The sequence below is a fragment of the Streptomyces sp. SAS_270 genome, from assembly GCF_052543295.1.
In genome coordinates, this window is record NZ_JBMNDS010000005.1 from 24,480 (window position 1) to 48,364 (window position 23,885).

Annotated in this window: 17 protein-coding genes; 5 read left to right on the forward strand and 12 right to left on the reverse strand. The window is 67.9% G+C overall.

The window, feature by feature from the left end; all coding sequences use genetic code 11:
* Positions 1 to 11: 11 nt before the first annotated feature.
* The gene (locus ACN6LB_RS05065; protein ID WP_356133386.1) at positions 12 to 974 is read right to left on the reverse strand and encodes an ABC transporter substrate-binding protein; all 963 of its coding nucleotides are present in this window, start codon (positions 972 to 974) and stop codon (positions 12 to 14) included.
* A 559-nt stretch (positions 975 to 1,533) separates the two neighbouring features.
* Between ACN6LB_RS05065 and ACN6LB_RS05070 the strand changes: the two genes are divergently transcribed.
* The 4 genes from ACN6LB_RS05070 (at position 1,534) to ACN6LB_RS05085 (ending at position 5,034) form a co-directional block, all read left to right on the forward strand.
* Positions 1,534 to 2,808 carry an NAD(P)-dependent malic enzyme gene (locus ACN6LB_RS05070; RefSeq protein ID WP_356133388.1) on the forward strand — a complete coding sequence of 425 codons (1,275 nt, stop codon included), beginning with the start codon at positions 1,534 to 1,536 and terminating at the stop codon, positions 2,806 to 2,808.
* 340 nt (positions 2,809 to 3,148) lie between these two features.
* Positions 3,149 to 4,120 (forward strand): zinc-binding dehydrogenase, encoded by a 972-nt coding sequence (locus ACN6LB_RS05075; protein ID WP_445024738.1) that lies wholly within the window; start codon positions 3,149 to 3,151, stop codon positions 4,118 to 4,120.
* A gap of 135 nt (positions 4,121 to 4,255) precedes the next feature.
* Positions 4,256 to 4,465, forward strand: coding sequence for a helix-turn-helix domain-containing protein (locus ACN6LB_RS05080; RefSeq protein WP_356133392.1), 210 nt, complete (start codon positions 4,256 to 4,258; stop codon positions 4,463 to 4,465).
* The gene (locus ACN6LB_RS05085) at positions 4,465 to 5,034 is read left to right on the forward strand and encodes a Clp protease N-terminal domain-containing protein (RefSeq protein WP_445024739.1); all 570 of its coding nucleotides are present in this window, start codon (positions 4,465 to 4,467) and stop codon (positions 5,032 to 5,034) included. The genes ACN6LB_RS05080 and ACN6LB_RS05085 overlap by 1 nt, the downstream gene beginning before the upstream one ends.
* Before the next feature lie 68 nt (positions 5,035 to 5,102).
* Here ACN6LB_RS05085 and ACN6LB_RS05090 read toward each other — a convergent pair whose 3' ends face one another.
* Both ACN6LB_RS05090 and ACN6LB_RS05095 read right to left on the reverse strand, forming a co-directional pair.
* On the reverse strand, positions 5,103 to 6,158 hold the full coding sequence (locus ACN6LB_RS05090) for a PadR family transcriptional regulator (RefSeq protein WP_356133396.1): 1,056 nt from the start codon (positions 6,156 to 6,158) through the stop codon (positions 5,103 to 5,105).
* Between the two features lies 1 nt (position 6,159).
* Entirely contained in the window at positions 6,160 to 7,035 is an 876-nt protein-coding gene (locus ACN6LB_RS05095; RefSeq protein WP_445024740.1) for a DUF4097 family beta strand repeat-containing protein, read from the reverse strand.
* Positions 7,036 to 7,269: 234 nt separating this feature from the next.
* Here ACN6LB_RS05095 and ACN6LB_RS05100 point away from each other — a divergent pair, with 234 nt between their 5' ends.
* Entirely contained in the window at positions 7,270 to 8,097 is an 828-nt protein-coding gene (locus ACN6LB_RS05100; RefSeq protein WP_445024741.1) for a hypothetical protein, read from the forward strand.
* Positions 8,098 to 8,122: 25 nt separating this feature from the next.
* On the opposite strand, the gene ACN6LB_RS05105 is transcribed toward ACN6LB_RS05100, so the two are convergent.
* The 9 genes from ACN6LB_RS05105 to ACN6LB_RS05145 all read right to left on the reverse strand — a co-directional run bounded on the left by ACN6LB_RS05105 (position 8,123) and on the right by ACN6LB_RS05145 (position 23,820).
* Positions 8,123 to 8,308: a DUF6104 family protein gene (locus tag ACN6LB_RS05105; protein WP_018102711.1), complete on the reverse strand. Its 186-nt coding sequence runs from the start codon at positions 8,306 to 8,308 to the stop codon at positions 8,123 to 8,125.
* 251 nt (positions 8,309 to 8,559) lie between these two features.
* A complete protein-coding gene (locus ACN6LB_RS05110) occupies positions 8,560 to 9,039 on the reverse strand; it encodes a hypothetical protein (protein WP_445024742.1) in 480 nt (159 codons plus the stop codon).
* Between the two features lie 6 nt (positions 9,040 to 9,045).
* Complete coding sequence (locus ACN6LB_RS05115; RefSeq protein ID WP_445024743.1) at positions 9,046 to 10,377, reverse strand: AAA family ATPase; 1,332 nt, start codon at positions 10,375 to 10,377, stop codon at positions 9,046 to 9,048.
* 55 nt (positions 10,378 to 10,432) lie between these two features.
* A complete protein-coding gene (locus ACN6LB_RS05120; protein ID WP_445024744.1) occupies positions 10,433 to 13,237 on the reverse strand; it encodes a site-specific DNA-methyltransferase in 2,805 nt (934 codons plus the stop codon).
* Positions 13,137 to 16,355 carry a BPTD_3080 family restriction endonuclease gene (locus ACN6LB_RS05125; RefSeq protein ID WP_445024745.1) on the reverse strand — a complete coding sequence of 1,073 codons (3,219 nt, stop codon included), beginning with the start codon at positions 16,353 to 16,355 and terminating at the stop codon, positions 13,137 to 13,139. The genes ACN6LB_RS05120 and ACN6LB_RS05125 overlap by 101 nt, the downstream gene beginning before the upstream one ends.
* Before the next feature lie 723 nt (positions 16,356 to 17,078).
* A complete protein-coding gene (locus ACN6LB_RS05130; protein ID WP_445024746.1) occupies positions 17,079 to 20,894 on the reverse strand; it encodes a multifunctional oxoglutarate decarboxylase/oxoglutarate dehydrogenase thiamine pyrophosphate-binding subunit/dihydrolipoyllysine-residue succinyltransferase subunit in 3,816 nt (1,271 codons plus the stop codon).
* A 280-nt stretch (positions 20,895 to 21,174) separates the two neighbouring features.
* Positions 21,175 to 22,278, reverse strand: a complete 1,104-nt coding sequence (locus ACN6LB_RS05135; RefSeq protein ID WP_356133412.1) for a HAMP domain-containing sensor histidine kinase — start codon at positions 22,276 to 22,278, stop codon at positions 21,175 to 21,177.
* Positions 22,279 to 22,291: 13 nt separating this feature from the next.
* The gene (locus ACN6LB_RS05140; RefSeq protein ID WP_148010436.1) at positions 22,292 to 23,029 is read right to left on the reverse strand and encodes a response regulator transcription factor; all 738 of its coding nucleotides are present in this window, start codon (positions 23,027 to 23,029) and stop codon (positions 22,292 to 22,294) included.
* A gap of 113 nt (positions 23,030 to 23,142) precedes the next feature.
* Positions 23,143 to 23,820: a spermine/spermidine synthase domain-containing protein gene (locus tag ACN6LB_RS05145; RefSeq protein ID WP_445024747.1), complete on the reverse strand. Its 678-nt coding sequence runs from the start codon at positions 23,818 to 23,820 to the stop codon at positions 23,143 to 23,145.
* Positions 23,821 to 23,885: the final 65 nt, after the last annotated feature.

Sequence of the window (23,885 nt, forward strand, 5' to 3'; positions counted from 1 at the left end):
GTGCGCTGGGCCTACTTGCCGCCGTTGATCGCGGACTTCTCGATCGCGCCCGACTGCGCGCCCCACTTCTCCAGGACCTTCTGGTACGAACCGTCCTTGATGATCGCGTCGACGGCTTCCTTCAGCACGTCACGCAGCTGGGTGTTCTTCTTGTCGAGGATGATGCCGAACGGGCCGGCGTCGTACTGCTTGTTGATCACTTCGTAGGCGTTGCCGCCGTCGGCCTTGCGGGCCAGGTCCAGCGCGACCGGGTAGTCGTTGATGCCCGCCACCGCGCCACCGGACTTCACTCGGGTCTGGGCCTCGGTGTCGTTGTCGAACGACTCGATGTCGATGGCCTTCTTGCCGGAGCTCTTGCACTTGGTGGACTGGTCCTTGAGCGCCTGCTCGTAGGTGGTGCCCCGCTGCACGGCGGCGGTCCTGCCACACAGGTCCTCGATGCCGGAGATCTTCTCCGGGTTGCCCTTCTTGACGTAGATGGCAGTACCGGCGACGAAGTAGTCGACGAAGTCGACGCCCTCGCCGAGCTTCTTGCCCTTGTCGTCCAGGCCCTCCTGGCGCTGCTTGTTGTCCGTGATGGACGACATCGCGATGTCGTAGCGACCGGAGTTGACCGCCGTGATCAGGCCGTCGAAGGAGCCGGAGGTGAACTGGAACTTCACACCGAGCTGCTTGCTCAGCGCGTCGGCCAGGTCCGGGTCGACGCCGACGATCTTGCCGCCCTCGGTCGACTCCATGGGGGCGTACTCGGCGTTCGTGCCGGCCTTGATGACGCCCGCGTCCTGGATCTTCTTGGGCAGCTTGGAGAAGAGGGGGGCGCTGTTGGTGTCGCCCGTCTCCTTCTTGCCCCCGCCGCTGCCGTTGGTCTGGTCGCCGCAGCCGGCGAGCAGCAGGGCGCCGGCGACCGCGATCGCACCGACCGCGGCGGTGCGTGAGCGCGCGATGTTCGGACGACGGGTGGAGCTTGCGGTCATGTTGGTTCCTCCGGCGGGAATGGATGGAGTTGCCGATGGGTCGACGAGAACACACACCGACGAGAACACACACCTTCGGGTGTCGCGACCTCGTGTGATGACGGCATCTTGCCATTCGGACTGCGCCGTTCAGGGGACTCGCTATGTCAAAATCGGATAACGGGTGACCCCCGATCTGCTACCGGCCGGTACCACTGGGCCGTACCTTCTGCGGGAATCTCTCCTTCCGGCCGGAAGATCTTCGGCGCATCTCACGATGCGGGCGGCCGTTACTCCGCACTTGCGGCGCCTTGAGCCCTTGTCCAGGACTTGTCCATCCATTTCGCCATGAGTCATGTCACTGGCATGTGACCTTCGCGTTATGGACTCGTCCACGGCACCATCGGTCCGGTAAGAAGGTTCTTTACACCCCTCATCCGGGGCTCAGGGCGCGTGTGCGGCGCGCCCGTCGCGTATCCGCCCGTACGCAACCACGGCGGCAGGGCATACGCGGTGCCCGCCCACCCCTCAACCAGGAGTGGTCACCCTCAAACCTTGAAGACTTAAGGGGTAAAACAAAGTGGCAGCGGAGATCGTCAATCCTCGCAGCGACAGCAGTACGGGCCACGAAGGCGACGCGGAGCCGGTGAATTCCGGCCTCGGCGCCGAGGGCGCCGAATCCGTTGAATCGGTCGGTTCCTTCGCCTTCGACCCGGCGTTCGCGCTGCACCGTGGCGGCAAGATGGCCGTGCAGGCCACCGTGCCCATCCGCGACAAGGACGACCTGTCCCTGGCGTACACGCCCGGCGTCGCGAAGGTGTGCAGCGCGATCGCCGAGCAGCCGGAGCTCGTCCACGACTACACGTGGAAGTCGTCCGTCGTCGCCGTCGTGACCGACGGGACGGCCGTCCTCGGGCTCGGCGACATCGGCCCGGAAGCCTCCCTCCCCGTGATGGAGGGCAAGGCGATCCTGTTCAAGCAGTTCGGCGGGGTCGACGCGGTGCCGATCGCGCTCGACTGCACGGGTGTCGACGAGATCGTCGAGACCGTCGTCCGGCTGGCGCCGTCCTTCGGCGGTGTGAACCTCGAGGACATCTCGGCTCCTCGGTGCTTCGAGATCGAGCGGCAGCTCCAGGAACGGCTGGACATCCCGGTCTTCCACGACGACCAGCACGGGACAGCGGTCGTCACCCTCGCCGCGCTGCGCAATGCGGCTCGGCTGACCGGGCGGGCGCTCGGTGATCTGCGGGCGGTGATCTCCGGTGCCGGTGCGGCCGGGGTCGCCATCGCCAAGTTCCTGCTCGCCGCGGGCATCGGCGATGTCGCGGTCGCGGACCGCAAGGGCGTCGTCTCGGCGGACCGGGACGACCTGACGCCGGTCAAGCGGGAGCTCGCCGAGATCACCAACAAGGCCGGGATCTCCGGCTCGCTGGAGGCGGCGCTCTCCGGAGCCGACGTCTTCATCGGGGTCTCCGGCGGTACGGTGCCGGAGCCTGCGGTGGCTTCGATGGCCGAGGGCGCGTTCGTGTTCGCCATGGCCAACCCGACCCCCGAGGTGCATCCGGAGGTCGCGCACAAGTACGCGGCTGTGGTCGCCACCGGGCGGTCCGACTTCCCGAACCAGATCAACAACGTGCTGGCGTTCCCCGGGATCTTCGCGGGGGCGCTTCAGGTGCGGGCCTCCCGGATCACGGAGGGGATGAAGATCGCCGCCGCTGACGCGCTGGCCGCGGTCGTCGGGGACGACCTTGCCGCGGACTACGTGATTCCCTCGCCGTTCGACGAGCGGGTGGCTCCGGCGGTGACGGCCGCGGTGGCTGCCGCGGCTCGGGCCGAGGGTGTGGCTCGCCGCTGACGCGGGTTCTTGCGGCCCCGCCGGGATGCTCCGGCGGGGCCCATTTTTTACCCGGGGGTTGGGCCGGGCGGATGGTTTTCGCCCCCTCCGCCCCTGCCCGTCCCGTGTTCCGGGGCTCCGCCCCTGGACCCCCGCTCCTCAAACGCCGGAGGGGCTGGATTCAGCCCGTCCGGCGTTTGAGGACGAGCGCGTCAGCGCGATGCAGGGGGAGAGGGGGCGGCAGCCCCCAGGTCAACGGGACGGGTAGGGGCGGAGGGGGCGAAAAGGCCTTCCTGGCGGGACGCGTGTCACAGAGGGGAAGCGTTCCGCAGCGGGGGCGGGGGAGCCTATCGTCGTGGTCATGTTCGCTGCCTACGCCGCCCGAATCGACCGTGACCAGCCACTGAACGGCCTGGAGTTGGGGGAGCGCCCGGCTCCCGAACAGAGGCCCGGCTGGACGACCGTGAACGTCAGGGCCGCCTCGCTCAACCATCACGACCTCTGGTCCCTGCGTGGCGTGGGCCTTGCCGAGGACAAGCTGCCGATGATCCTCGGCTGCGATGCCGCCGGGGTCGACGAGGACGGCAACGAGGTCGTGCTGCACTCCGTCATCGGGCAGACCGGGCACGGCGTCGGCCCGAAGGAGCCCCGCTCCATCCTCACCGAGCACTACCAGGGCACCTTCGCCGAGCAGGTGTCCGTCCCGACCTGGAACGTGCTTCCGAAGCCGAAGGAGCTGTCCTTCGAGGAGGCCGCCTGTCTGCCCACCGCCTGGCTGACGGCCTACCGGATGCTCTTCACCAACGCCGGCGTACGGCCCGGTGACTCCGTTCTGGTCCAGGGGGCCGGCGGCGGCGTGGCGACCGCCGCGATCGTGCTCGGGAAGGCCGCGGGGCTGCGCGTCTTCGCCACCAGCCGTGACGAGGCCAAGCGCAAGCGGGCGCTCGAGCTGGGCGCGGTGGAGGCCGTCGAGTCGGGGGCGCGGCTGCCGCAGCGGGTGGACGCCGTCATCGAGACCGTCGGCGCCGCGACCTGGTCCCACTCGGTCAAGTCGCTGAAGCCCGGCGGGTCCCTGGTCATCTCGGGTGCGACGAGCGGTGACCGTCCCTCGCACGCCGAGCTGACCCGCATCTTCTTCCTGGAGCTGAAGGTGGTCGGCTCGACCATGGGCACCAAGGACGAGTTGGAGGACCTGCTCTCCTTCTGCGCCGCCACCGGCGTCCGTCCCGTCATCGACGAGGTGCTTTCGCTCGACCGGGCCCGCGAGGGCTTCGCCCGGATGGAGTCGGGCGATCAGTTCGGGAAGATCGTCCTGACGCCGTCCGCTTCCTGAGCTGTCGCGCGCGCCAGTCCTCGTACAGCTCCCACAGCATCCCAGCTCCTACAACGGCCGATCCGCCCAGCGGGTCGGCCGTTGCCGTGTCAATTAAGGTTGACAGCGTCATGGTGTCAACGTAGGTTGACATTTATGACGGACGCAACGGATCTCGCCGAGCGCGCGGGCGACCGCGATCCGCGGATCGGGCTGCGGGCGGTCTCCGCGCTGCGGAGGCTGCTGGAGCAGCTGGAGGCGGTGCAGGTGCGCAGTGCGCGCAATCAGGGCTGGTCGTGGCAGGAGATCGCCGCGGAACTCGGAGTGAGCAGACAGGCCGTGCACAAGAAGTACGGGAGGCAGTGATGTTCGAGCGGTTCACCAAGGACGCCCGTGCTGTTGTCGAGGGTGCCGTCGGGCACTCCGAACGGGTGGGTGCGGAGGCGGTCGAGGAGGAACATCTGCTCCTCGCGCTCCTTGACCGGGAGGCCAGTCGTGCGTCGTTCGCGCTGGCCTCGCTCGGGCTGACGGGCGAGGCCCGGGAGTCCGTGGAGCGGTCCCTGACCGAGGCCCGCCGCCGCGGCGGGCTCTCGCGCGCCGACGCGGACGCCCTCTCCGGGCTGGGCATCGACCTCTCGGAGATCGTCTCCCGCGTGGAGGAGGCCCATGGGGAAGGGGTGCTCGAACCGGGGAGGAGGGCCGCAGGGCGCTGGGTGAAGCGTCGGCCGTTCGCCCAGGGGGCCAAGGGCGCGGTCGCGCAGTCCCTGCGGATCGCCGTCGCCCGGCACGACCGGCGCATCGGGGACGAGCACTTCCTGCTGGCCCTCACCGTCCGCCCCGGCGTCCCCGCGGAGGTGCTCGCCGACCACGGGGTGACGTACGAGAAGGTCACGCGCGTGCTCTACGGCGACGGGGGAGCCGCCAAGGCGGGATGAGGACCCGGGCCCGGGGCGGGGGGTCTGTGGTGCCCACAGGACCGGGCACCACAGACGCGAGGGCAGCATCATGCCCGCGGTGTGCGCAGTATCGCCCCGATGTGTGCCGCCGCCGCCGACAAGTGGCCCCGGGTGTCGCGTAGTTGCTGCTCCGTCACCCCGTGGTCGCGGGCCGCGTCGCGGATGTCGTCGCGGAAGCGGTCCAGCAGGCGGTCGAGGTCGCGGGCCGGGTTCCCGGAGGAGTCCTCGTGAGCCCAGGACGGCTCGTACTCGGCGGGGAAGTCCTCGGGGGTGACCGTGTACTCGGGCTCCGTCTGCGCGGTGCGCCCGAAGCCCTTCCCGAAGTCCTTGCCGAACTCCTTCCCGAACTCCTTTCCGAAGTCGCCGAACTCCTTGGCCAGTTCGGTCAGTCCCTCCCGCACGCCCGTCGGCCAGTCGCCCCGCGCGAAGTGGTCCTGGACATGGTCCTGGACCCGCTTGGCCATGCGCTGCATCTCCTCCTGCGCCTGCTCCCGGACCCGCTCCTGCGCCTCCTTGGCCTGGCGGCGCGCCCGCTGGGCCTCGTCACGCGCCCGGCGGCTCTCGTCCTTCGCGCGCCGCGCCTGTTCCTTCCACTCCTGCTTGGCGCGCCGCATCTCCTCCTTCGCGGCCCGCCACGCCTCCTTGTCGCCGAACTCGGTGAAGTCGCGGTACGCGTTCTCGTGCCGCCCCTGCTCCTTGGTCCCGGCGGAACCCTGGCGGGCCTCCGTGGCCGCTGCCCGCATCTCGCGGCGCAGGTCGCCCGCCGCGCCCCGTACATCTGCACGGATCTCCGCGGCCAGCTCGGCGACCGACTCGCGGATCTCCAGCTCCAGGTCGGCCAACTCGCCACTGCGGTCGGCCAGTTCGGCGCGGCCCGCGTCCGTGATCGCGTAGACCTTTCGGCCACCCTCGGTGGTGTGGGTGACCAGCCCCTCGGCCTCCAGCTTCGCGAGCCGGGGGTAGACGGTGCCGGCGGAGGGTGCGTACAGCCCCTGGAAGCGTTCCTCCAGGAGGCGGATCACCTCGTAGCCGTGGCGCGGGGCCTCGTCCAGCAGCTTCAGCAGGTAGAGCCGCAGGCGGCCGTGGGCGAAGACGGGAGCCATCTCAGAGCACCTTCTTGTCGGTCGGGGCCTGCGGGGCGTCCTCGGGTTCCGCGTCCCACGGTTCGTCCTCGGCCGGGGGCCTGCGCAGCAGGGCGATCGAGCCGGAGACGGTCGTCGCCTTCAGTTTGCCGTTGCCCGCGCCCAGTTGGCCGGTGATCTGCTTGGCGCCCCACTGGCCTCGGACCCGGAGGTCCTCGAATGCGCTGGAGACCGTGCCGCTCGCGGTGTTGGCCTCCACCCGCGCGTCCGCGGGGTGCGGCAGCCTGATGGCGATCTCGCCCGACACGTTCACCAGGTGGACCTCCGTCGGGCGGCCTCCCGGGTTCAGGTCGACGATCATCGACCCGCTCACCGAGTCGGCGCGCACGGAGGGGCCCGAGCCCTCGACGACGGTCAGGTCGCCGGAGACGGAGTTGAAGCGGAGATCGCCGGTGACGGCCTGCGCCTCCACGTTGCCCGAGACCGTGTCGGCGCGCACCGGGCCGGAGAGCCTGACCAGCGTCGTGTCGCCCGTGACGCCCTTCACCTCTGTCCGCCCCTCCGTCCCCGAGACCACGGCGCTGGCCCCGACGACGCCCACCTCGACGTTCGTGCCCACCGGGACGGTCAGCGAGACCACCGCACTGCGGCGCCAGCCCTTGCGGTCGAGCCACTTGAGGAAGCCCCGCCAGGGCAGGTCCTCGTACGCGACGGTGAGGGTGCCGTCCTTCTGGGTCACGAGCAGCGGCGGGCCGTCGATCTCCGAGACTTCGAGACGGGCGGAACCTTCGTCCGTGCCCACGACGTTCACCGTTCCGTTGACGATGCGCACCTGGAGCGCTGTCACGGGGTCGTCGAAGGACAGCTTGCGTGGCTCGGTGACGGACCACTCGGACATGGTGCGGACCTCCTCGGCGGGATCTGAACACAGGGGGGCGCGGACAGCGGCGTACGCGACAGCCACGCACGGCGCCGTCCACGACAACGCCGTACGACGTCTGACGCCGTACGGCGCAACACGCCATATCGCGTCTTCCAAGAGACACGATATATCGCGGGTGCGGAAAGTCAAGACACCCGTTCTGGGGATCATCGAAGGGTCAAAAGGGGTGAATCGGCCTACGGTGTGACCATGTCGACGACGCCCGACGAGCCCCCGGCCGAGGCCGCCGGCGCCCTGCTCCTGTGCCGGGCGGGGCCCGACGCCGTCGGCACCCCCGCCCAGCTGCTGCGCGAGCGGATGGTGCTCCTGCGGGCCGGCGCCGAGTGGAGCGTGCTGGTCCCCGAGGGCAAGCCCTGGCTGCACGGCGGCGAACCCGTCGACCGCGTGCTCACCGGCTGGGCCACGGCCCTGGCCGTCGGCGCCCCCTGGCCCGTACTCGCGCTGTGGTGGGACGCGGACCGCTGCGGCTGCACGCTCGCGTCCGGATTCCGCCGCACCGTCGGCTACGTATGGCTCGCGAACGGCACCCCGGTCGGCGAGGACGAGGCGATGCGCACCTTCGCGGCGCGCCTGGGTCTCGACCCGGTGCTGGACATGGAGTCCCTGGAGCGGCTGACGAAACCCGACACCGACGCCGACGCGCACGCGCGCATGACGGGCCTGCTCGCGGTCCTCACGCGCGCGGGACTGTCACTGCCCGCCGGCCTCGGCCCCGGAGAACCCGCCGACCGGCTGTGCGCAGCGGCCCGGGGCCGGCCCGGCGCCGAAGCCGTCGAGTGGACAGGCTGGCGCGACGCCGTGCGCGCGGAACTCGACGCCGTCGAGAACACCACGCTGGGCCCCTGGCTGCGCGGTCCCCGCGCCCGCGCCCTCGCCGCCGCCCAGCTGGCCGCCGGTCTCCCCCTCGCCGCCTGGGGCGTACGCCGGCGCAGCGGCGGCTGGGTCGTCGCGGGCGCGCTGCTGGTGATCCACGGCGCGCTGGGCTTCGCCTACGAACGCATGCGCGCCCCGGACTGACGCCCCTGCCGAACCCGAGGGGGTCCTACTCGTCCTCGTCCTCGTCGTCGTCCAGCCGCGCCAGCCAGGTCGCCAGCCGCTCCACCGGCACCTCGAAGTCCGGGTTGAGATCGACGAACGTACGCAGCTGCTCGGCGAGCCACTCGAAGGTGACCTCTTCCTCGCCGCGCCGCTTCTCCAGTTCCTCGATGCCACGGTCGGTGAAGTACATGGGTGGTGCTCCGTGTGTGAAGTGGTGAGCGGGGACATTCCTTCCCGTAAGGGAAAGCTAGGAAAAGGATAGGTGGGGGGCGGGCGGCGACCGGAGAGTCGCTCGCGCAGTCGCCGACCTGCCACCGCCTGTGCAACGGGCGGGCGGGACTACAGGGAATGTCTGCTCCGCCTGGTGCCCCTTCGCGGAATCCGCGGCTGGGGAGGAGGAGCGCGGGCGCGAGAAGCAGCGCAGGCGTTCTCGATGCGCGATCAGCCTGGTGGGGGTTCGGAGTACGACGCGAGCTGGCTGTCCAGGGTCCACACCAAGAGCCGTAAACCGCTGGTGCGTGCGCGATAGCGAGCAACCTCGGTAAGGATGCTGAGATCCCCGCAGCCGCGCTTGGCCCGCGCCAGCTCGACGAGCGTCGCCCCGGTTCCGGCGCCGTCGAGCAGAGTTTGGAGAAACTCCTTGTCCCAGGCCACAGTGTTGAGAGCCCAGGGTGCCCTACCTGCGATCGACAGGCGAAGCATCCCGGCCAGGCCCTCTGCGCAAGTACCTCGCGCTGCACCATCCTTGAGCTGCGCGATGTGGTTGCCCGTCTCGATGATGGCGGTCACGGGCAGCACAAGGTCGCAGGTCTGCCGAATCTTCTTTAGTTGCTCGGCTACACGCTCGTGATCTTGGTCCTTGCGCGGTACGCGCAGCAGATTGAGTAACACCGAGGTGTCGACGAAGACGACGGGACGCAACCTCGATCACCCGATGCCCAATAGCCGGTCAAAATCGCTGAAGTCTCGTTCTGGGCTGACTTCTGGAGGAAGGCCGCCTTGGGTGACTACGTCGCCGAGGGGTCCGCTGGCCATGGCTCGCGCATAACCGTCCAGTTCTGTCAGGGGCAGGAGTCGGCTCAGTCCGTCGGACGGGGCGCGTGAACAGACGACGACACCGCCATGGTCGGAGCCGTCGAGAGCGGACAACAGGGCGGGGCTGTGTGTAGTGATCAGCACCTGGGCGTTGCTCTCCTCGCTGGCCTGTCTGACGAGCTGTAGCACGGTCGCGGCCTGGGACGGATGGAGACCGTTCTCCAGTTCCTCAATGACCAGCATCAGTGTGCGCGCCATCTCTGGATCGTCCTCGGGCCCAAGGTCCAGACCGTCGCCGCCGCTCAGTACGGCGGTGCACACTGCGAGAAAGCGCAGCATCCCGTCGCTCATCTCACGCGCCGGCGTGCGGCCTCGTTCGCCTTCGTCAAGCGCCAGCATGACGTCGCCCAGATCGGAGCTACTGACGGTGAGCCCCCGTACTTCATGGTCGGACAGCCCCTGCAGCAGAGTGAGCAGTCGACGGAACCGCGGCCGATCCTGATTCCGGATCCGGCCGATTGCGGCCGACAGATTTTCCGCGGTGCGGCGGAGGTGATAGTCCCGCGCGGGCACATATTGGCGCATGAGGTGGGGGACGGGATCGAGCTGGAAGACACCACGCAACACGGTGAGTAGTCGCTCTGCCGCCGCCAGCGTCGCGCGCTCGCCGGCTGTGGAACCGACCGCCCGAACAGCGAGCTGCCCGGTGAGCAGCCGGGAGGAACGGAATGGCTCATACGGGCTGCGCCCGCGCTTGCCGTTGTACCAGGTGGCTTGGATGTCGCCCCTGGCGCGCTCCGCAGGGCCGGTTTCCAGAAGGGTGCGTTGGCCGCGTCCGGCTGGCCCGACAAGTGTCTCGCTGACAATCTGTACCTCGGGCCTGACCTGGACCACCACATCAAGACTTACCGGTCCTTGTGGAGTGGTCGCGGTGCAGCCGAGTGCGAATAGGTTCTCCCCATGAGGGGCGCACCCCTCCAGCCCGCCCCGGACGGGCTCTGCATCCCGCCTACGCCCTTCTAGCGCGTCCCGAATGTCCTCGCCGTGAGCCAGACGCGAGAGCACTTCGATGCCGTCCAGGGCGTTGGACTTGCCACTGCTGTTGCGTCCGATCAAGACGGTTAGCGGCGAGAGTCGCAGCACCTGGCCATGGAAGGACTTGAACGCGGTCAGACGCACTTCTTCGAGGAACAACCCATTGGTCCCGTTCGTGTCGTCTGTCATACGTCCACGCTACCGGGGAGCACTGACACCGGGAGGGTCCGGCGGCAGCGGCGGATCACCGGGGTGCCCCGCGCTGCTCCGAGCGGGTCACGTCGTAGACCTTCAGCACCTCGTCGCCGTAATCGTTGATCACCTTGACGGCGATCTTTCCGCTGCCAGGTACCGCGAAGGGGCGTGAGGTGGTCTGGTAGCAGCTCTGCCACGCGGACTCGTCGATTTGGGCGCGCAGGGCCCGGCTCAGCGCTTTGTACGCGGTCTTGTCGCCTGTGAAATAGCAGTGCCGTACGAAGAAGGACTCCTCGTTGTACTCGGTGTCGATCATCCACAGTGCGATGCCGTCGGCGTTCTTCGAGCGGATGGCCCCCGTCGTGGGGTCGTAGACATCGACACCGCGCACAGTGGCGGTCAGTCGGTTGTCGTCGGTGTGGAGTATCTCGATGTCCGGCTCGCCGAACAGGGTGAACAGATTCCCGCTGCCGGTGTTCTTCAGCAGCGTCCTACCCATCGCCAGATCGGAGTTCATCCGCACGTTCAGCACTCGCAACGAGCCGATCTGGAACTCCGCCGCGGTGCGCTGGGCATCCGGGGTGAAGGCGAAGGCGCACACGACGAGTAGGTCGAACCCCTCGCCGCGTCGCGCTTGCCGGGCCGCGCTCTTGATTTGTGACGGCCCCACCGTTCCGTACTGGGGACCGATGAAGACGGCGATGCGCTGAGGCGTTCCCTTCGGCCCACCCTCTCGGTGTCCCTCGCCTTGGATCCACGCGTCGGGGTAGGGCGTCAGCGTGTCGAATGTGATCCGCTTGGACGGCTCGCCGGTGCCAACGCCCTCCTTGAGTAGGTGTTCCAGGATGGTCTGCACGTAGGAGGAGGCGTCGGCCTCGTCATCGGCGGCCCGTTCGGTCCCGGAGAGTTCGGCGTCGGCGGACAGGGTCCGGTAGGGCGACAGGCTCTCGACGGTGAAGGGACCGGTGACGCGTACCTTCTTGAGGTCCTTGAAGGGCTGATCGTAGAGCGTCTCCTGCTTGGCGTGTCTCCGGATGACTGTGTCGATCTCCTGCCGGGACATGTCGCTGTGGATGGCAGGATTGGTCGAATAGGTGCGCAGTTCGATGTGGGGGATACGTTCGTACACGAAACCCTTCCTGACATCTCCCGCGGCTGTGCCCTCCGACAGGGGTTGGCCGGTGGCGGCTGCCTCCTTCGCACGTCCCACAGGTGAGTCGGCGAGCAGGTAGTACGGGTACTTCGCGGCCATCAGGCGCTGTCGCGCGAGGGCGAGGGCCACCCGCGAGGTGTCGATGCTGATCCAGCGACGCCCCCACTGCTCAGCGACGTAGGCAGTCGTACCGGACCCGCAGGTGGGGTCGAGGACCAAGTCACCGGGATCGGTGGTCATCAGCATGCAGCGTTCGACGACTTTGGTGTTGGTCTGGACGACGTAGAGCTTGGGATCACCGAATCCGGCGGTGGTGGTGTCGTCCCAGGAGTTGCTGAGCGGGAATGCGGGGAAATCGTCGAGGTAACGGATGTAGCGCAGGGTGTTGCCGGCGATACCCAGGCGCCGAGCGGCCTTGAGTCGCTCCATGCCAAGAGGGTTTGTCTTCCAGCGGCTGTGCTGAGGCGGTTGGAATATACGGCCTTCGAGTTCCACCTTGAACCAAGAGGCTGCACCTTCCCCCTTCTCTCGCCCGGACGCCTGGCTGGTCAGATTGTCCAGGGTGTACACCTTGCTGCCCTTGGGCAGCAAGGTGTGATCACGCCGCTCCTCGGACTTCATCGCGCGGCGAGCGCCGTCCGGCAGCTCTACATACCGGTATGCGCTTACCCCATCTCCCCCCGCCACCTTCGCCCGGTATAACTGCCGATATTTGTCGCTGCTCTTCAGAGCTTCCCGGTCCTTTGCGTACCACAATAGGTAGTCCGTCGTTCCGGCCAGCAGGTCGCCGGTGGCGCTGCTCGTCGTGCGGAATGAGATCTGGGAGCAGAAGTTGGCCCGGTCGAAGACCTCGTCCAGTACTGACCGCACCAGATGCAGGTTGTCGTCACCGATCTGGACGAAGACCGAACCAGTCTCGTTCAGTAGTTCACGGGCGAGGGCGAGCCGGTCGCGCAGATACGCGAGGAAGGAGTTGAGCCCCCACTGCCAGGTGTCGCGAAACGCCTTGATCTGCTCTACTTCCCGGGTGACGTCGGCCGCCTTGGTGTCGGATACGTCTCTGCTACGTGTACGGGGCTGCCAGTTGGAGCCGAAGCGGATGCCGTAGGGCGGATCGACATAGATCATCTGAACCTTGCCGCGGATCGTGGACTTCTCCCGCTCCGCGAGAGAGGCCATGACCGCGAGTGAGTCGCCAAGGATGAGACGGTTCGACCAGTTCTGCTCATGCTGGTAGAACTCGACGTTCGCCCAGTCGTCGAGCCCGTCGAACTCGTCATAGAGCGAAGGCTGTTCGAAGTTACCGACGTGTCCGGAACGCAAGGCCGCGACCAGGGCCCGGGAGTCGATCTTCTCCTGAATGAAGAGGGGCGGAGCATCCACCACCAGCCCGGCCGCATCCTGTTCCCGTTTGCCTCGCCAGGTGAGTTCGGGCTCGGTGACCGTGGTCTCCGACCTGGTCTCGGCCGAACGCTGCACCGGGACGTTTCTGGGCGCGGTATCGGCTTCGTCCAGGAAGATGGAGTTGTCCGCTGTCGGGATATTGGACCGTGTCTCCGTGTGAGTGATGGCCGTCACTGGATTCGATATACCGGCCACATCATCTTTGCGAGACTGCATTGCCGCTCCCTCCCCTGCCTTCGAGCGCCTGCGCGGCCTCGGTGATCGCTTGCTTGACTCGTGTCGGATCGGTGACTTCACAGAAGCCCCACAGGCCGAATCCACCGTGCCCGTTGACCGCGGGAAGCCAGAGGTTCCGGGCTGCGTCGGCCTTCACCGCCGTGACAGCCGCGGACTTGCGCCCGCCGGAGATCTCCAGAATCAGCGTGCGTGGCACTCCGTCATGGGTTGGCTTGAGGCGCACCAGGAAGTCCGGCAGATATCGGTGTCCGCTGCCCTGATGCGTGTAGGGAATGGCGAAGCCGAGGTGGTCGTTCTTGACATAGGCCTCGACCACTTGTCGATGGGTCTCCAGCGCCTGGGCGGCCGACCGCTCCCAGCTGTTGCCCGAGGCGCCGTCCAGCACGGTGAAGTTGACGTGGCACATCTCCTGGGCCGTGACATAGACCTGTTTGGTCGTGGCGAAGTTGACGTTCTGAGTGGAGCCGGTGCTGCCGTGGGGCTGGAAGATCGGCACGGTCTTCGGCTCAGGGGAATTCTCCGGCCAGCGCAGTGAGTTGCGGATCCGTGCCAGCGCCTCCTGAAGCAGTCCACTGCTGGTGACCAGTCCGACGCGGGTGTCGTCCTGGAGCTCTAGGCACTCCGAGATCCAGCCGCGGGTGATCTTCAGCATGGCCGGAAAATGCCAGGGCTTGGGATCAGCGGAGTCGTCGAGCCGGGTGAGCATCTCGGCCGCGAGCCTGAAGGCGACCTGCTGGTCCCGCAGCTGAAGGAAGGCTTCGGGACTCTGCGTGTCGGTGGAGCCGACGAGACCCGCCGTCTCGGTGAGCATGGGCAGGTCGCGTTTGGACAGCACCATGCGCGAGTCCGGGCCGAACTCCGCCTCGGGTGAGGCTTCGGGGAACTCCTGCCGGTATCCGGAGAGGCAGGGGAACGTGATCTCGGCGTGCTGCCGGTCCGGTTCAGCCCTGACCCGGTGAACCGGCTTGCGCTTGAGGTCCTTGGTGCGGCCCACGGTCGGGATGAACTGGAACGGTACGCCGTACACGTCCGCGTACTCGGCTGCGAAGAAGCCGTTCTCGTCTGCGGCATACGAGCGTCTGCGCAGGCCACGGCCGACCACTTGCTCGCAGAGCAACTGGGTGCCGAAGGCCCGCACCCCGAGGATGTGCGTGACGGTGTTGGCGTCCCAGCCTTCGGTGAGCATCGAAACACTGACTACGCAGCGGACGCCGGCGCCCAGTCGGCCCGGTTTGCCGACCGTGTTCATGACCTCGCGTAGTAGATCGGCATCGGATACGGCGGCTTCCGAGCGGCCGGGGAATCGCCGGGTGTACTCGGCCTTGAACTCTTCGATCTCCGCCGCCGCGAGCCGGCGGAACTCCTTGGACAAAGCTTCGCCCGATTCGAGCTCACGGGAGTCGATCAGAATGGTTGGTGGAGAGGCCGACCATGTTCCGGCCTGTACGTTCGAGAACAGTTCCAGTGAGCCGGGTACCAGTACTGCAGTACCGTCTTTGAGGACCTTCTCGTGACCTGCGATCCTGTCGAACACCATTTTGGAGACCGCGGTGTTGGCGCATACCACGATGAAGACCGGTGGTGGTTCTCCTGCGGTCGCGGCCCCTGATTCCTCCCAGCGCGCGTACTCGCGCTTGTACGAGGAGTAGAGGCTGGCAAGAGCTCCGTCAAGGGCGTCGGGGAAAACATCGGCGTGGGTGGCGTCCGCCTTGCGCCCCTGTCGGGGAAGGCCTTCGCGGATCCGCTGCCACAGGTCGAGATAGGTGACGTCAGGTGACGGACGGTCGTCGTCCACCGGTACGCGGGGGATTTTCACCACGCCTGATTCGATGGCGTCGACGAGGGAGAAGTCGCTCACCACCCAAGAGAAGAGATCTCCCTCTCCGTACCCGGACCCGCCGATGAAGAATGGGGTCGCCGACAGGTCGTAGACCGTTTTGATCCCGAGGCGGGCGTGGATAGCTGCGAGGCCCGAGAACCATACGCGGGCGTCCGCATCCCGAGCCTCGGCCTCCCGCTGCTCGGCGGCGGCCACGCGCCGGTCGGCCTGTGCCTCGGCGGCCGCTCTCGGTAGGTAGCAGTGGTGGGCCTCGTCGTTGAGAACCATGATCTCGCCGCTGCCGCGCAGATCGGCGCAGACGCGGCGGACCATCGCCTCTTGGGTTTCGACGAAAGCACTGGTGTCGGTGGAGTCGCCCTGGAGTACGGCGGCGTTGAGCCGAGTGACCTTGCCCACAGCGGTTCTGTCCCGACGGCGCAGTGTGTGGAAGTTGACGACGGCGATGCGTGCCTGCCGCAGAGCGAAGACCAGGTCGGCGGGGACGAGATCGCGTTCCCTGTAGTAGTTCTCAGGGTCGTCCGGCAGGAGGACACGGAGTCGGTCGCGGATGGTGATGCCAGGAGTGACCAGGAGGAACCGACGCGTGAACTTGCGGTCGTTGGGGTTCGCGGCCTTGTTCAGCACCTGCCAGGCAATCAGCATGGCCATGACGACGGTCTTCCCCGTACCGGTCGCCATCTTCAGGGCGATGCGAGGGAGTCCTGCATTGAACGCCGTGTTCTCAGCGTCGAGTTCATTGCGGATCCAGGGATCTCCACATTTCGTCGCGGCTTCGGCGATGTAGATGGCGGTCTCGGCTGCCTCTAACTGGCAGTACAGCACCGGGTTGTCGCGTGAGGAGTCCGTCCAGTACTCCAACAGACGGCGGGTGGTCGGTGTGATGTTCGGGCGCCCGCCCGCTCGCCAGCGGTCCAGGGACCGGCGGACGCCGTTGACGAGCTCGTTCTCCCTGATGTCGGCTTCGCTGAAGCCGGGTAACTCCTGCTGCGTGGAGCCGCTGCTCTTGCGGGGTCGTGGCACGGGGATGAAGTGCGAACTCGGACGACGCCTTTCGATCACGGTGTCGGTGATCCCCAGGGTGTCAAAAGCGAAATAGCGCTCAGGGGCGCGGTAAGGGGAGTTGAGGATCGGGTTCTCGATCACTCTCCGCTGCGCGGCGCCATGTGTCATGTCTCCCCCTCGGTCGCCAGAGCAAGATCGTAGTTGGGTGGGCGTGGAGTCCGGGTCCGCCTGCGAGCGCTTGTTACGTGGTTGTGATGAGTCAACTCCCTTTGTTCGGCGCTGTCTTGCGATGCGTTGACAGGATGGCCCATACGGCTTATCTGTTGCCGTTGACATCGTCGGGGCTGCTTGTGCCCCAAGTGCCGGCCAGTGTGGTGAATAGGGCGAGGCCGCGGCCGCATTCGTCCCCCGCCGCGGTGTGAGTTGTGCGCGGCGCGGGTTGGGCAACGGTCTGCGACCGCGAGGCGGAGTTCGGCCCCGGTGTGGGTGACGTCGACCGCGACGTCGGGGCTGTCCGTGTGGACGATTGCGTTGGTGAGCGACTTGCTGAGGATCAACTCGGCGGTCTGGATTGCCAGTTCGGGAAGTGACTACTCCGTCTGTCTTGTCGTGAGGGCGTGGCGGGCTTCCCGGACGACCGCCGGGTCCGCTGGGAGCCTGCTGCGGTAGTGCCTTAGGACGGGCGGCACGGCGCGGTACGCCGTGAACGCGCCGAGTTCCGCGAGTGCGACAGGGCCTACGTGGTGGCGATCCGGTGCGACCATGCCCTGGATGCGGCGGTTGCCCAGCAGTTCCGTCAAGGTGTGCCACGCGAGGCGGAGGGCTGGTGGGCGGGTCAGGGCACCAGTGTCGTAGAGGGAGGCGGTGACTTCCCAGTCGTATCTCCCCGGCCGATCAACCTGGCAGACCGTCATGAACCGTATGCCCGGCGACTACGCCGAAGCCCTGAGCCTGGGCCGCCTTCATAACCCAGCTCTAGGAGCACACAAACGCCGGTGGGCCCGGCCCTGAGTCACTTGAACTCGGGGCCGGGCCTACCGTATGTACAGCCGCTGAGGCCTAGGCCTCGAACACCTCGCGCACCAACTGCTCCTGCTCCGCCTGGTGCCGCTTCGCGGAACCCACGGCGGGGGACGAGCCGGCCGGGCGGGAGATGCGGCGCAGGCGTTCGGCGCCGGGGATGTCCGCGCCGACCGCGAGGTCCAGGTGGTCGATCAGGTTGAGGGCGATGAAGGGCCATGCGCCCTGGTTCGCCGGCTCCTCCTGGGCCCACAGGTACTTCGCAGCGTTCGGGTACTTGGCGATCTCCGCCTGGACCTCGGCACCCGGCAGCGGGTACAGACGCTCCAGACGGATGATCGCGGTGTCCGTGATGCCGCGCTTCTTCCGCTCGGCGTCGAGGTCGTAGTACAGCTTGCCCGCGCAGAACACGACCTTGCGGACCGCGGCCGCGTCGACCGAGTCGTCGCCGATGACCGGGCGGAACTGGCCCGTGGTGAACTCCTCCGTCTTCGACGCGGCGGCCTTGAGGCGCAGCATCGACTTCGGGGTGAAGACCACCAGCGGCTTGTGGTGCGGGTTGTGTACCTGCCACCGCAGGAGGTGGAAGTAGTTCGACGGGAGCGTCGGCTGGGCGACCGTCATGTTGTTCTGGGCGCACAGCTGGAGGAAGCGCTCGATGCGGGCCGAGGAGTGGTCCGGGCCCTGGCCCTCGTAGCCGTGCGGGAGCAGGAGCGTGACGCCGGACGTCTGGCCCCACTTCTGCTCCGCCGCCGAGATGTACTCGTCGACGACCGTCTGCGCGCCGTTGACGAAGTCACCGAACTGCGCCTCCCACATGACCAGGGACTCGGGACGGGCCAGCGAGTAGCCGTACTCGAAGCCCATGACCGCGTACTCGGAGAGCAGGGAGTCGTAGACGTTGTAGCGGGCCTGCTCGTCCGACAGGTAGAGGAGCGGGGTGAAGTCCTCGCCCGTCTGCCGGTCGATGAGGACCGCGTGGCGCTGGCCGAACGTGCCGCGGCGGGAGTCCTGGCCCGACAGGCGGACCGGGGTGCCCTCCAGCAGCAGCGAGCCGAGGGCGAGGGTCTCGCCCATGCCCCAGTCGATCGTGTCGTCCTCGATCATCGCCGCGCGGCGCTGCAGCTGCGGCAGCAGACGCGGGTGCACGGTGACGTGGTCGGGGATGTTGACCTGGGACTCGGCGATGCGCTTGACGACCTCCTGGGAGATCGCGGTCTGCACGGCCACCGGGAACTCGGCCTGCGGGTCCGGGACATGCGCCTCGGCCGGAGCCGAGACGGCCTCGCGGACCTCGGTGAAGACCTTCTCCAGCTGGCCCTGGAAGTCCTGCAGCGCCTGCTCGGCCTCTTCCAGCGTGATGTCGCCGCGACCGATGAGGGACTCGGTGTAGAGCTTGCGCACCGAGCGCTTCTTGTCGATCAGGTCGTACATCAGCGGCTGCGTGAACGCCGGGTTGTCGGACTCGTTGTGTCCGCGGCGGCGGTAGCAGATGAGGTCGATGACGACGTCCTTGTTGAACGCCTGGCGGAACTCGAAGGCCAGGCGAGCGACGCGGACGACGGCCTCGGGGTCGTCGCCGTTCACGTGGAAGATCGGCGCCTCGATCATGCGGGCCACGTCGGTGGCGTACATGGAGGAGCGCGACGACTCCGGGGCGGCGGTGAAGCCGACCTGGTTGTTGATGACGATGTGGACCGTGCCGCCCGTGCGGTAGCCGCGCAGCTGCGACATGTTGAGCGTCTCGGCGACCACACCCTGGCCCGCGAAGGCCGCGTCACCGTGCAGGGCGACCGGCAGGACCGTGAAGTCCGTGCCGCCCTTGTTGATGATGTCCTGCTTGGCGCGGACGATGCCCTCGATGACCGGGTCGACCGTCTCCAGGTGAGACGGGTTCGCGGCCAGCGAGACCTTGATCTGCTCACCGTCGAGGCCCGTGAAGGTGCCCTGGGCGCCCAGGTGGTACTTCACGTCGCCGGAGCCGTGCATCGACTTCGGGTCGAGGTTGCCCTCGAACTCCCGGAAGATCTGCGCGTACGACTTGCCGACGATGTTCGCGAGGACGTTCAGCCGGCCGCGGTGGGCCATGCCGATGACGACCTCGTCCAGGCGCGACTCCGCGGCGCTGTCGATGACGGCGTCGAGCAGCGGGATGACGGACTCGCCGCCCTCCAGGGAGAAGCGCTTCTGGCCGACGTACTTCGTCTGCAGGAACGTCTCGAAGGCCTCGGCGGAGTTCAGGCGGCGCAGGATGCGCAGCTGCTCCTCGCGCTCCGGCTTGGAGTGAGAGCGCTCGATGCGGTCCTGGATCCACTTGCGCTGCTTGGGGTCCTGGATGTGCATGAACTCGACGCCGGTGGTGCGGCAGTACGAGTCGCGCAGCACGCCGAGGATGTCGCGCAGCTTCATGAGGGACTTGCCGGCGAAACCGCCGACCGCGAACTCCCGCTCCAGGTCCCACAGGGTGAGGCCGTGCTCGGTGATGTCCAGGTCGGGGTGCTTGCGCTGGCGGTACTCCAGCGGGTCGGTGTCGGCCATGACGTGGCCGCGGACCCGGTAGGAGTGGATCAGCTCGAAGACGCGGGCGGCCTTGGTGACGTCGTCGTCGTGGCTGGCGTCGATGTCCTTGAGCCAGCGGACCGGCTCGTAGGGGATGCGCAGCGCCTCGAAGATGTCGTCGTAGAAGCCGCCCTCGCCGAGGAGGAAGTTCGCGACGATCCGCAGGAACTCGCCGGAGGCGGCGCCCTGGATCACCCGGTGGTCGTAGGTCGACGTGAGCGTCATGACCTTCGAGATGCCGAGCTTGTTCAGGGTGTCCTGGGAGGTGCCCTGGAACTCCGCGGGGTAGTCCATCGAGCCGACGCCCATGATGACCGACTGGCCGGGCATCAGACGCGGGACGGAGTGGACGGTGCCGAGGCCGCCGGGGTTGGTCAGGGAGACCGTGACACCGGAGAAGTCGTCCATCGTCAGCTTGCCGTCGCGGGCGCGGCGGACGATGTCCTCGTAGGCCTGCCAGAACTCGAAGAAGTTCAGCGTCTCGGCCTTCTTGATGCCCGCGACGACCAGCTGGCGGTCGCCGTTGGGCTTCACCAGGTCGATGGCGAGGCCGAAGTTGATGTGCTCCGGCTTGACCAGGGTCGGCTTGCCGTCCTTCTCGACGAACGAGTAGTTCATCGACGGCATGGCCTTGATGGCCTGCACCATCGCGTAGCCGATGAGGTGGGTGAAGGAGATCTTCCCGCCCCGGGCGCGCTTCAGGTGGTTGTTGATGACGATGCGGTTGTCGAAGAGCAGCTTCACCGGGACCGCGCGCACGGACGTCGCCGTGGGCACCTCCAGCGAGGCGTTCATGTTCTTCGCGACGGCACCGGCGGGTCCGCGCAGCGTCACGTACTCGGGGCCTTCGGGGGCCTCGGTGGCGGGCGCGGCGGCCGGCTTCGCGGCAGCGGCCGGCTTGGCGGCGGCCGGAGCGGCCTTCACCGGAGCCGGTGCGGCGGCCGGAGCCGGAGCAGCGGCGGCGGGCTTCGGCGCAGCGGGGGCGGCCGGAGCAGCCGCGGGCGCGGCCTGGGCCGGAGCCGCGGGCGACGCTGCGGGTGCGGCAGGAGCCGCGGTGGTGGTGCCTGCGGCCCCCGCGGCCGCAGTACCCGCCGGAGTCGGGGACGTGGCCGCCCCCGGCTTGTAGTCGGCGAAGAAGTCCCACCAGGCTCGGTCTACCGAATTCGGGTCCTGGAGGTACTGCTGATAGATCTCGTCGACGAGCCACTCATTGGGACCGAACGCCGCGGCGGGGTTCTTCCCGGCGGCTTGGTCATCGGTCGAGATGCTCGAGTTACTGGGGGACTGTGGCGACACGGCGGCAACCGCCCTCTTCCGCTTCACAAGGTGATGGACAGCGGGAATTAAGGCTACGCCCCCATGGCCGAGAGGTGCAGGCCGGGCCGGTCATCGTCGCGTAAGTCACACCGGAAGCTGTGTTTCAGGCAAGGAAATGGCGGGAAACAAGCGGGGTTCCGGTGCGGAATGGGTACGCCGACCCGTGCCCGCGGCCATGACGGCGCGGGCCTTTGCCTGCTCACACGTGTCCCGCAGCGGGGACAGTCGTGGATCTTGTGGCTCCGGTTCGAACTTTACGTCAACTCGGCAGCAGGGGGAGTCCCGGAAGAGTGACCTGGATCCGGCAACCCCGCCGGGATTCGGCCACCCCGATCCGCCCGCCGTGCAGATCCACCGCCCAACGGGCGATGGCCAGCCCGAGACCCGTACCGCCGTCGCTGCCAGGACCGTGCGGAGAGGGGACCCCGCCGCGGTTGAACCGCTCGAAGACGCGGTGCCACTCCGACTGCGGAATGCCGGGCCCCTCGTCCAGGACCTCCAGGTCCAAAGACTCCGGGGCGGTGCCGCGCCGGGCCTTCACCGTGACGCGGCCGTGCGGCGGACTGTGCTTGACCGCGTTGTCGATCAGGTTGGCCACGACCTGGTGGATCCGCTCCGGGTCCGCGTGCGCGGTCAGCTCGGGCGGGGAGACGTCGAGGTGCAGATGGACGTCGGTGCGTGTGTGGCTGCCGGAGCCGGAGGCGATGCCCGCGCGCGCGGAGGCGACCATGTTGGCCTCCTTCAGTACTCCGGACAGGTACGGCCACAGCTCGAAGCGGCGCGTCTTCAGCGGTACGACGCCGTTGTCGAGCCGGGAGAGGTCGAGGAGCGTCTCCACGAGCCGGCCCAGCCGCTCGGTCTGCTGCAGCGCCGTACGCATCGTCTCGGGGTCGGCGGCGGAGATGCCGTCCACGATGTTCTCCAGGACCGCGCGCAGGCCCGCGATGGGGGTGCGCAGCTCGTGCGAGACATTCGCCACGAGTTCCTTGCGCTGGCGGTCCTGGGCCTCCAGCTCGTCGGCCATGACGTTGATCGTCTCGGCCAGGTCGCCCAGCTCGTCCCGGCGGTTCTCGCGCACCCGGCGTGTGTAGTCGCCGTGCGAGATGGACCGGGCCACCGCGTTCATGTCGTCCAGCGGCGAGGTGAGCGAATGGGCCACGAACTGCGTTATCAGCAGGGTCGCGATCATCGAGAAGACCGTGATGAAGCGCAGCTCGGTCTTGGTGTGCACCGCGATCATCGACAGGCCGGTGGTGATCAGCACCGAGATGACGACGAGTGCTCCGAGCTTCGTCTTGATCGAGAAGGGACGCAGCCCGCCCCAGGGGCCCGTGCTCTTGCGCGGCTCGCCGATACCGCTCATGACGTCAACCCTCTCAGGGAGTCGGTGTCTCCAGCGCGTAGCCCACCCCGTGGACCGTGCGGATCCGTTCGGCGCCGATCTTCCGGCGCAGAGCCTTGATGTGGCTGTCCACGGTCCGGGTACCCGACGCATCCGCCCAGTCCCACACCTCGGCGAGCAGCTGCTCGCGCGAGAGTACCGCTCGCGGCGTGTTCGCGAGACAGACCAGCAGGTCGAACTCGGTGGGCGTGAGGTGGACGTCCTCGCTGCGCACCCGTACCCGGCGCTGCGCGTGGTCGATCTCCAGCTCGCCGAGCCGCAGGATCCCGCTGCGCGGTGTCGAGGCGGCCACGACGGCGCGCTCGACCCGGCGAAGCAGCACGTGCACCCGTGCCGCCAGCTCCCGCATCGAGAACGGCTTCGTCATGTAGTCGTCGGCGCCGACGCCGAGCCCGACCAGCATGTCGGTCTCGTCGTCGCGCGCGGTGAGCATCAGCACCGGCACCGGGCGCTGGGCCTGCACCCGGCGGCAGACCTCCAGGCCGTCGAAGCCGGGCAGCATGATGTCGAGGATCAGCAGGTCGGGCTGCCAGGCCTCGGCGGTGTCGACTGCGGCCGGGCCGTCGCCCGCGGTTTGCACGAGGAATCCCTCGGCGCGCAGGCGGGCCGCGATGGCGTCGACGATCGTCGGGTCGTCCTCGACCACCAGCACCCGGCGTTGTGCGCCCTGCGTCGCCGCCGTGCCGTTGTGGGATGTGTGGGTCTGCTCCATCGCCCGCCCCTGATGTGTGCTTTCCGGAATCCGTGGGGTGATCCCATGACTGCGCTTGACGCTTGAATGATCCGCGTCAGGTGAGCAGAGTACGGGCAGTCACCGTGCTGGGGCTATCCAGGTCGGACCCCGAGGTGGACGACGTCCGGAACGCCCCGGGCAACCGGGATCTCTTCGGTACGCACCCCCTGGAACCCGGCATTCCGCAAACTTCCTTCAAATTCCGGAGAGGGCCGAGCGGACCACACGGCGAGCACCCCGCCCGGTGTCAACACCCGTGCGCAGCCTGCAAGTCCGGCCGCTGAATAGAGGCTGCCGTTGCCCTCCGTGACCGTCCAGCCGGGCCCGTTGTCGATGTCCAGGCACAAGGCGTCGTACGTGGCGGAAGTCTCATGGACGTATGTGATCAGGTCGGCTCCCACGATCTCGGTGCGCGGGTCGGCGAGCGCCCGGCAGGACAACTCGGCCAGCGGGCCTTCGCGATGCCAGTCGACGACGGCCGGCTCGCGCTCCACCACGCTGATCCGCCCCCAACGGGGATCGGCCGCGGCGTGGGTGAGCGAGAAGCCGACGCCGAGTCCGCCGATCAGCACGTCCGGCTCCGCGCGCCCGTCGAGGGCGTCCAGCGCCGCGTCGACCAGCAGCCGCTCCGAGCGGCCGTCCGAGGTGTCCATCAGGAAACACCCGTTGGCGATGATCTGCAGCAGCGTCCCGTGCCTCCGCAGCACGACCTCGCCGTAGGGGCCCTCGCGACGGTCTATGACTTCTGGAATGTCGTACGAGGTGGGCATCGGCCCATCGTGGCAGTCCGTCCGCGCCGGAGGTGCGGAATTTCGGGCCGGTCACCCGGAGGTGT

Excerpts from the sequence above, each read along its gene's own strand:
- ACN6LB_RS05080 (WP_356133392.1), top strand. The coding sequence starts at position 4,256 with ATGACGGACGCAACGGATCTCGCCGAGCGCGCGGGCGACCGCGATCCG.
- ACN6LB_RS05085 (WP_445024739.1), top strand. The coding sequence starts at position 4,465 with ATGTTCGAGCGGTTCACCAAGGACGCCCGTGCTGTTGTCGAGGGTGCC.
- ACN6LB_RS05075 (WP_445024738.1), top strand. The coding sequence starts at position 3,149 with ATGTTCGCTGCCTACGCCGCCCGAATCGACCGTGACCAGCCACTGAAC.
- ACN6LB_RS05145 (WP_445024747.1), bottom strand. The coding sequence starts at position 23,820 with ATGCCCACCTCGTACGACATTCCAGAAGTCATAGACCGTCGCGAGGGC.
- ACN6LB_RS05115 (WP_445024743.1), bottom strand. The coding sequence starts at position 10,377 with ATGACAGACGACACGAACGGGACCAATGGGTTGTTCCTCGAAGAAGTG.
- ACN6LB_RS05090 (WP_356133396.1), bottom strand. The coding sequence starts at position 6,158 with ATGGCTCCCGTCTTCGCCCACGGCCGCCTGCGGCTCTACCTGCTGAAG.
- ACN6LB_RS05125 (WP_445024745.1), bottom strand. The coding sequence starts at position 16,355 with ATGTCAACGGCAACAGATAAGCCGTATGGGCCATCCTGTCAACGCATC.
- ACN6LB_RS05140 (WP_148010436.1), bottom strand. The coding sequence starts at position 23,029 with ATGGAGCAGACCCACACATCCCACAACGGCACGGCGGCGACGCAGGGC.
- ACN6LB_RS05105 (WP_018102711.1), bottom strand. The coding sequence starts at position 8,308 with ATGTACTTCACCGACCGTGGCATCGAGGAACTGGAGAAGCGGCGCGGC.
- ACN6LB_RS05095 (WP_445024740.1), bottom strand. The coding sequence starts at position 7,035 with ATGTCCGAGTGGTCCGTCACCGAGCCACGCAAGCTGTCCTTCGACGAC.
- ACN6LB_RS05100 (WP_445024741.1), top strand. The coding sequence starts at position 7,270 with ATGTCGACGACGCCCGACGAGCCCCCGGCCGAGGCCGCCGGCGCCCTG.
- ACN6LB_RS05135 (WP_356133412.1), bottom strand. The coding sequence starts at position 22,278 with ATGAGCGGTATCGGCGAGCCGCGCAAGAGCACGGGCCCCTGGGGCGGG.
- ACN6LB_RS05065 (WP_356133386.1), bottom strand. The coding sequence starts at position 974 with ATGACCGCAAGCTCCACCCGTCGTCCGAACATCGCGCGCTCACGCACC.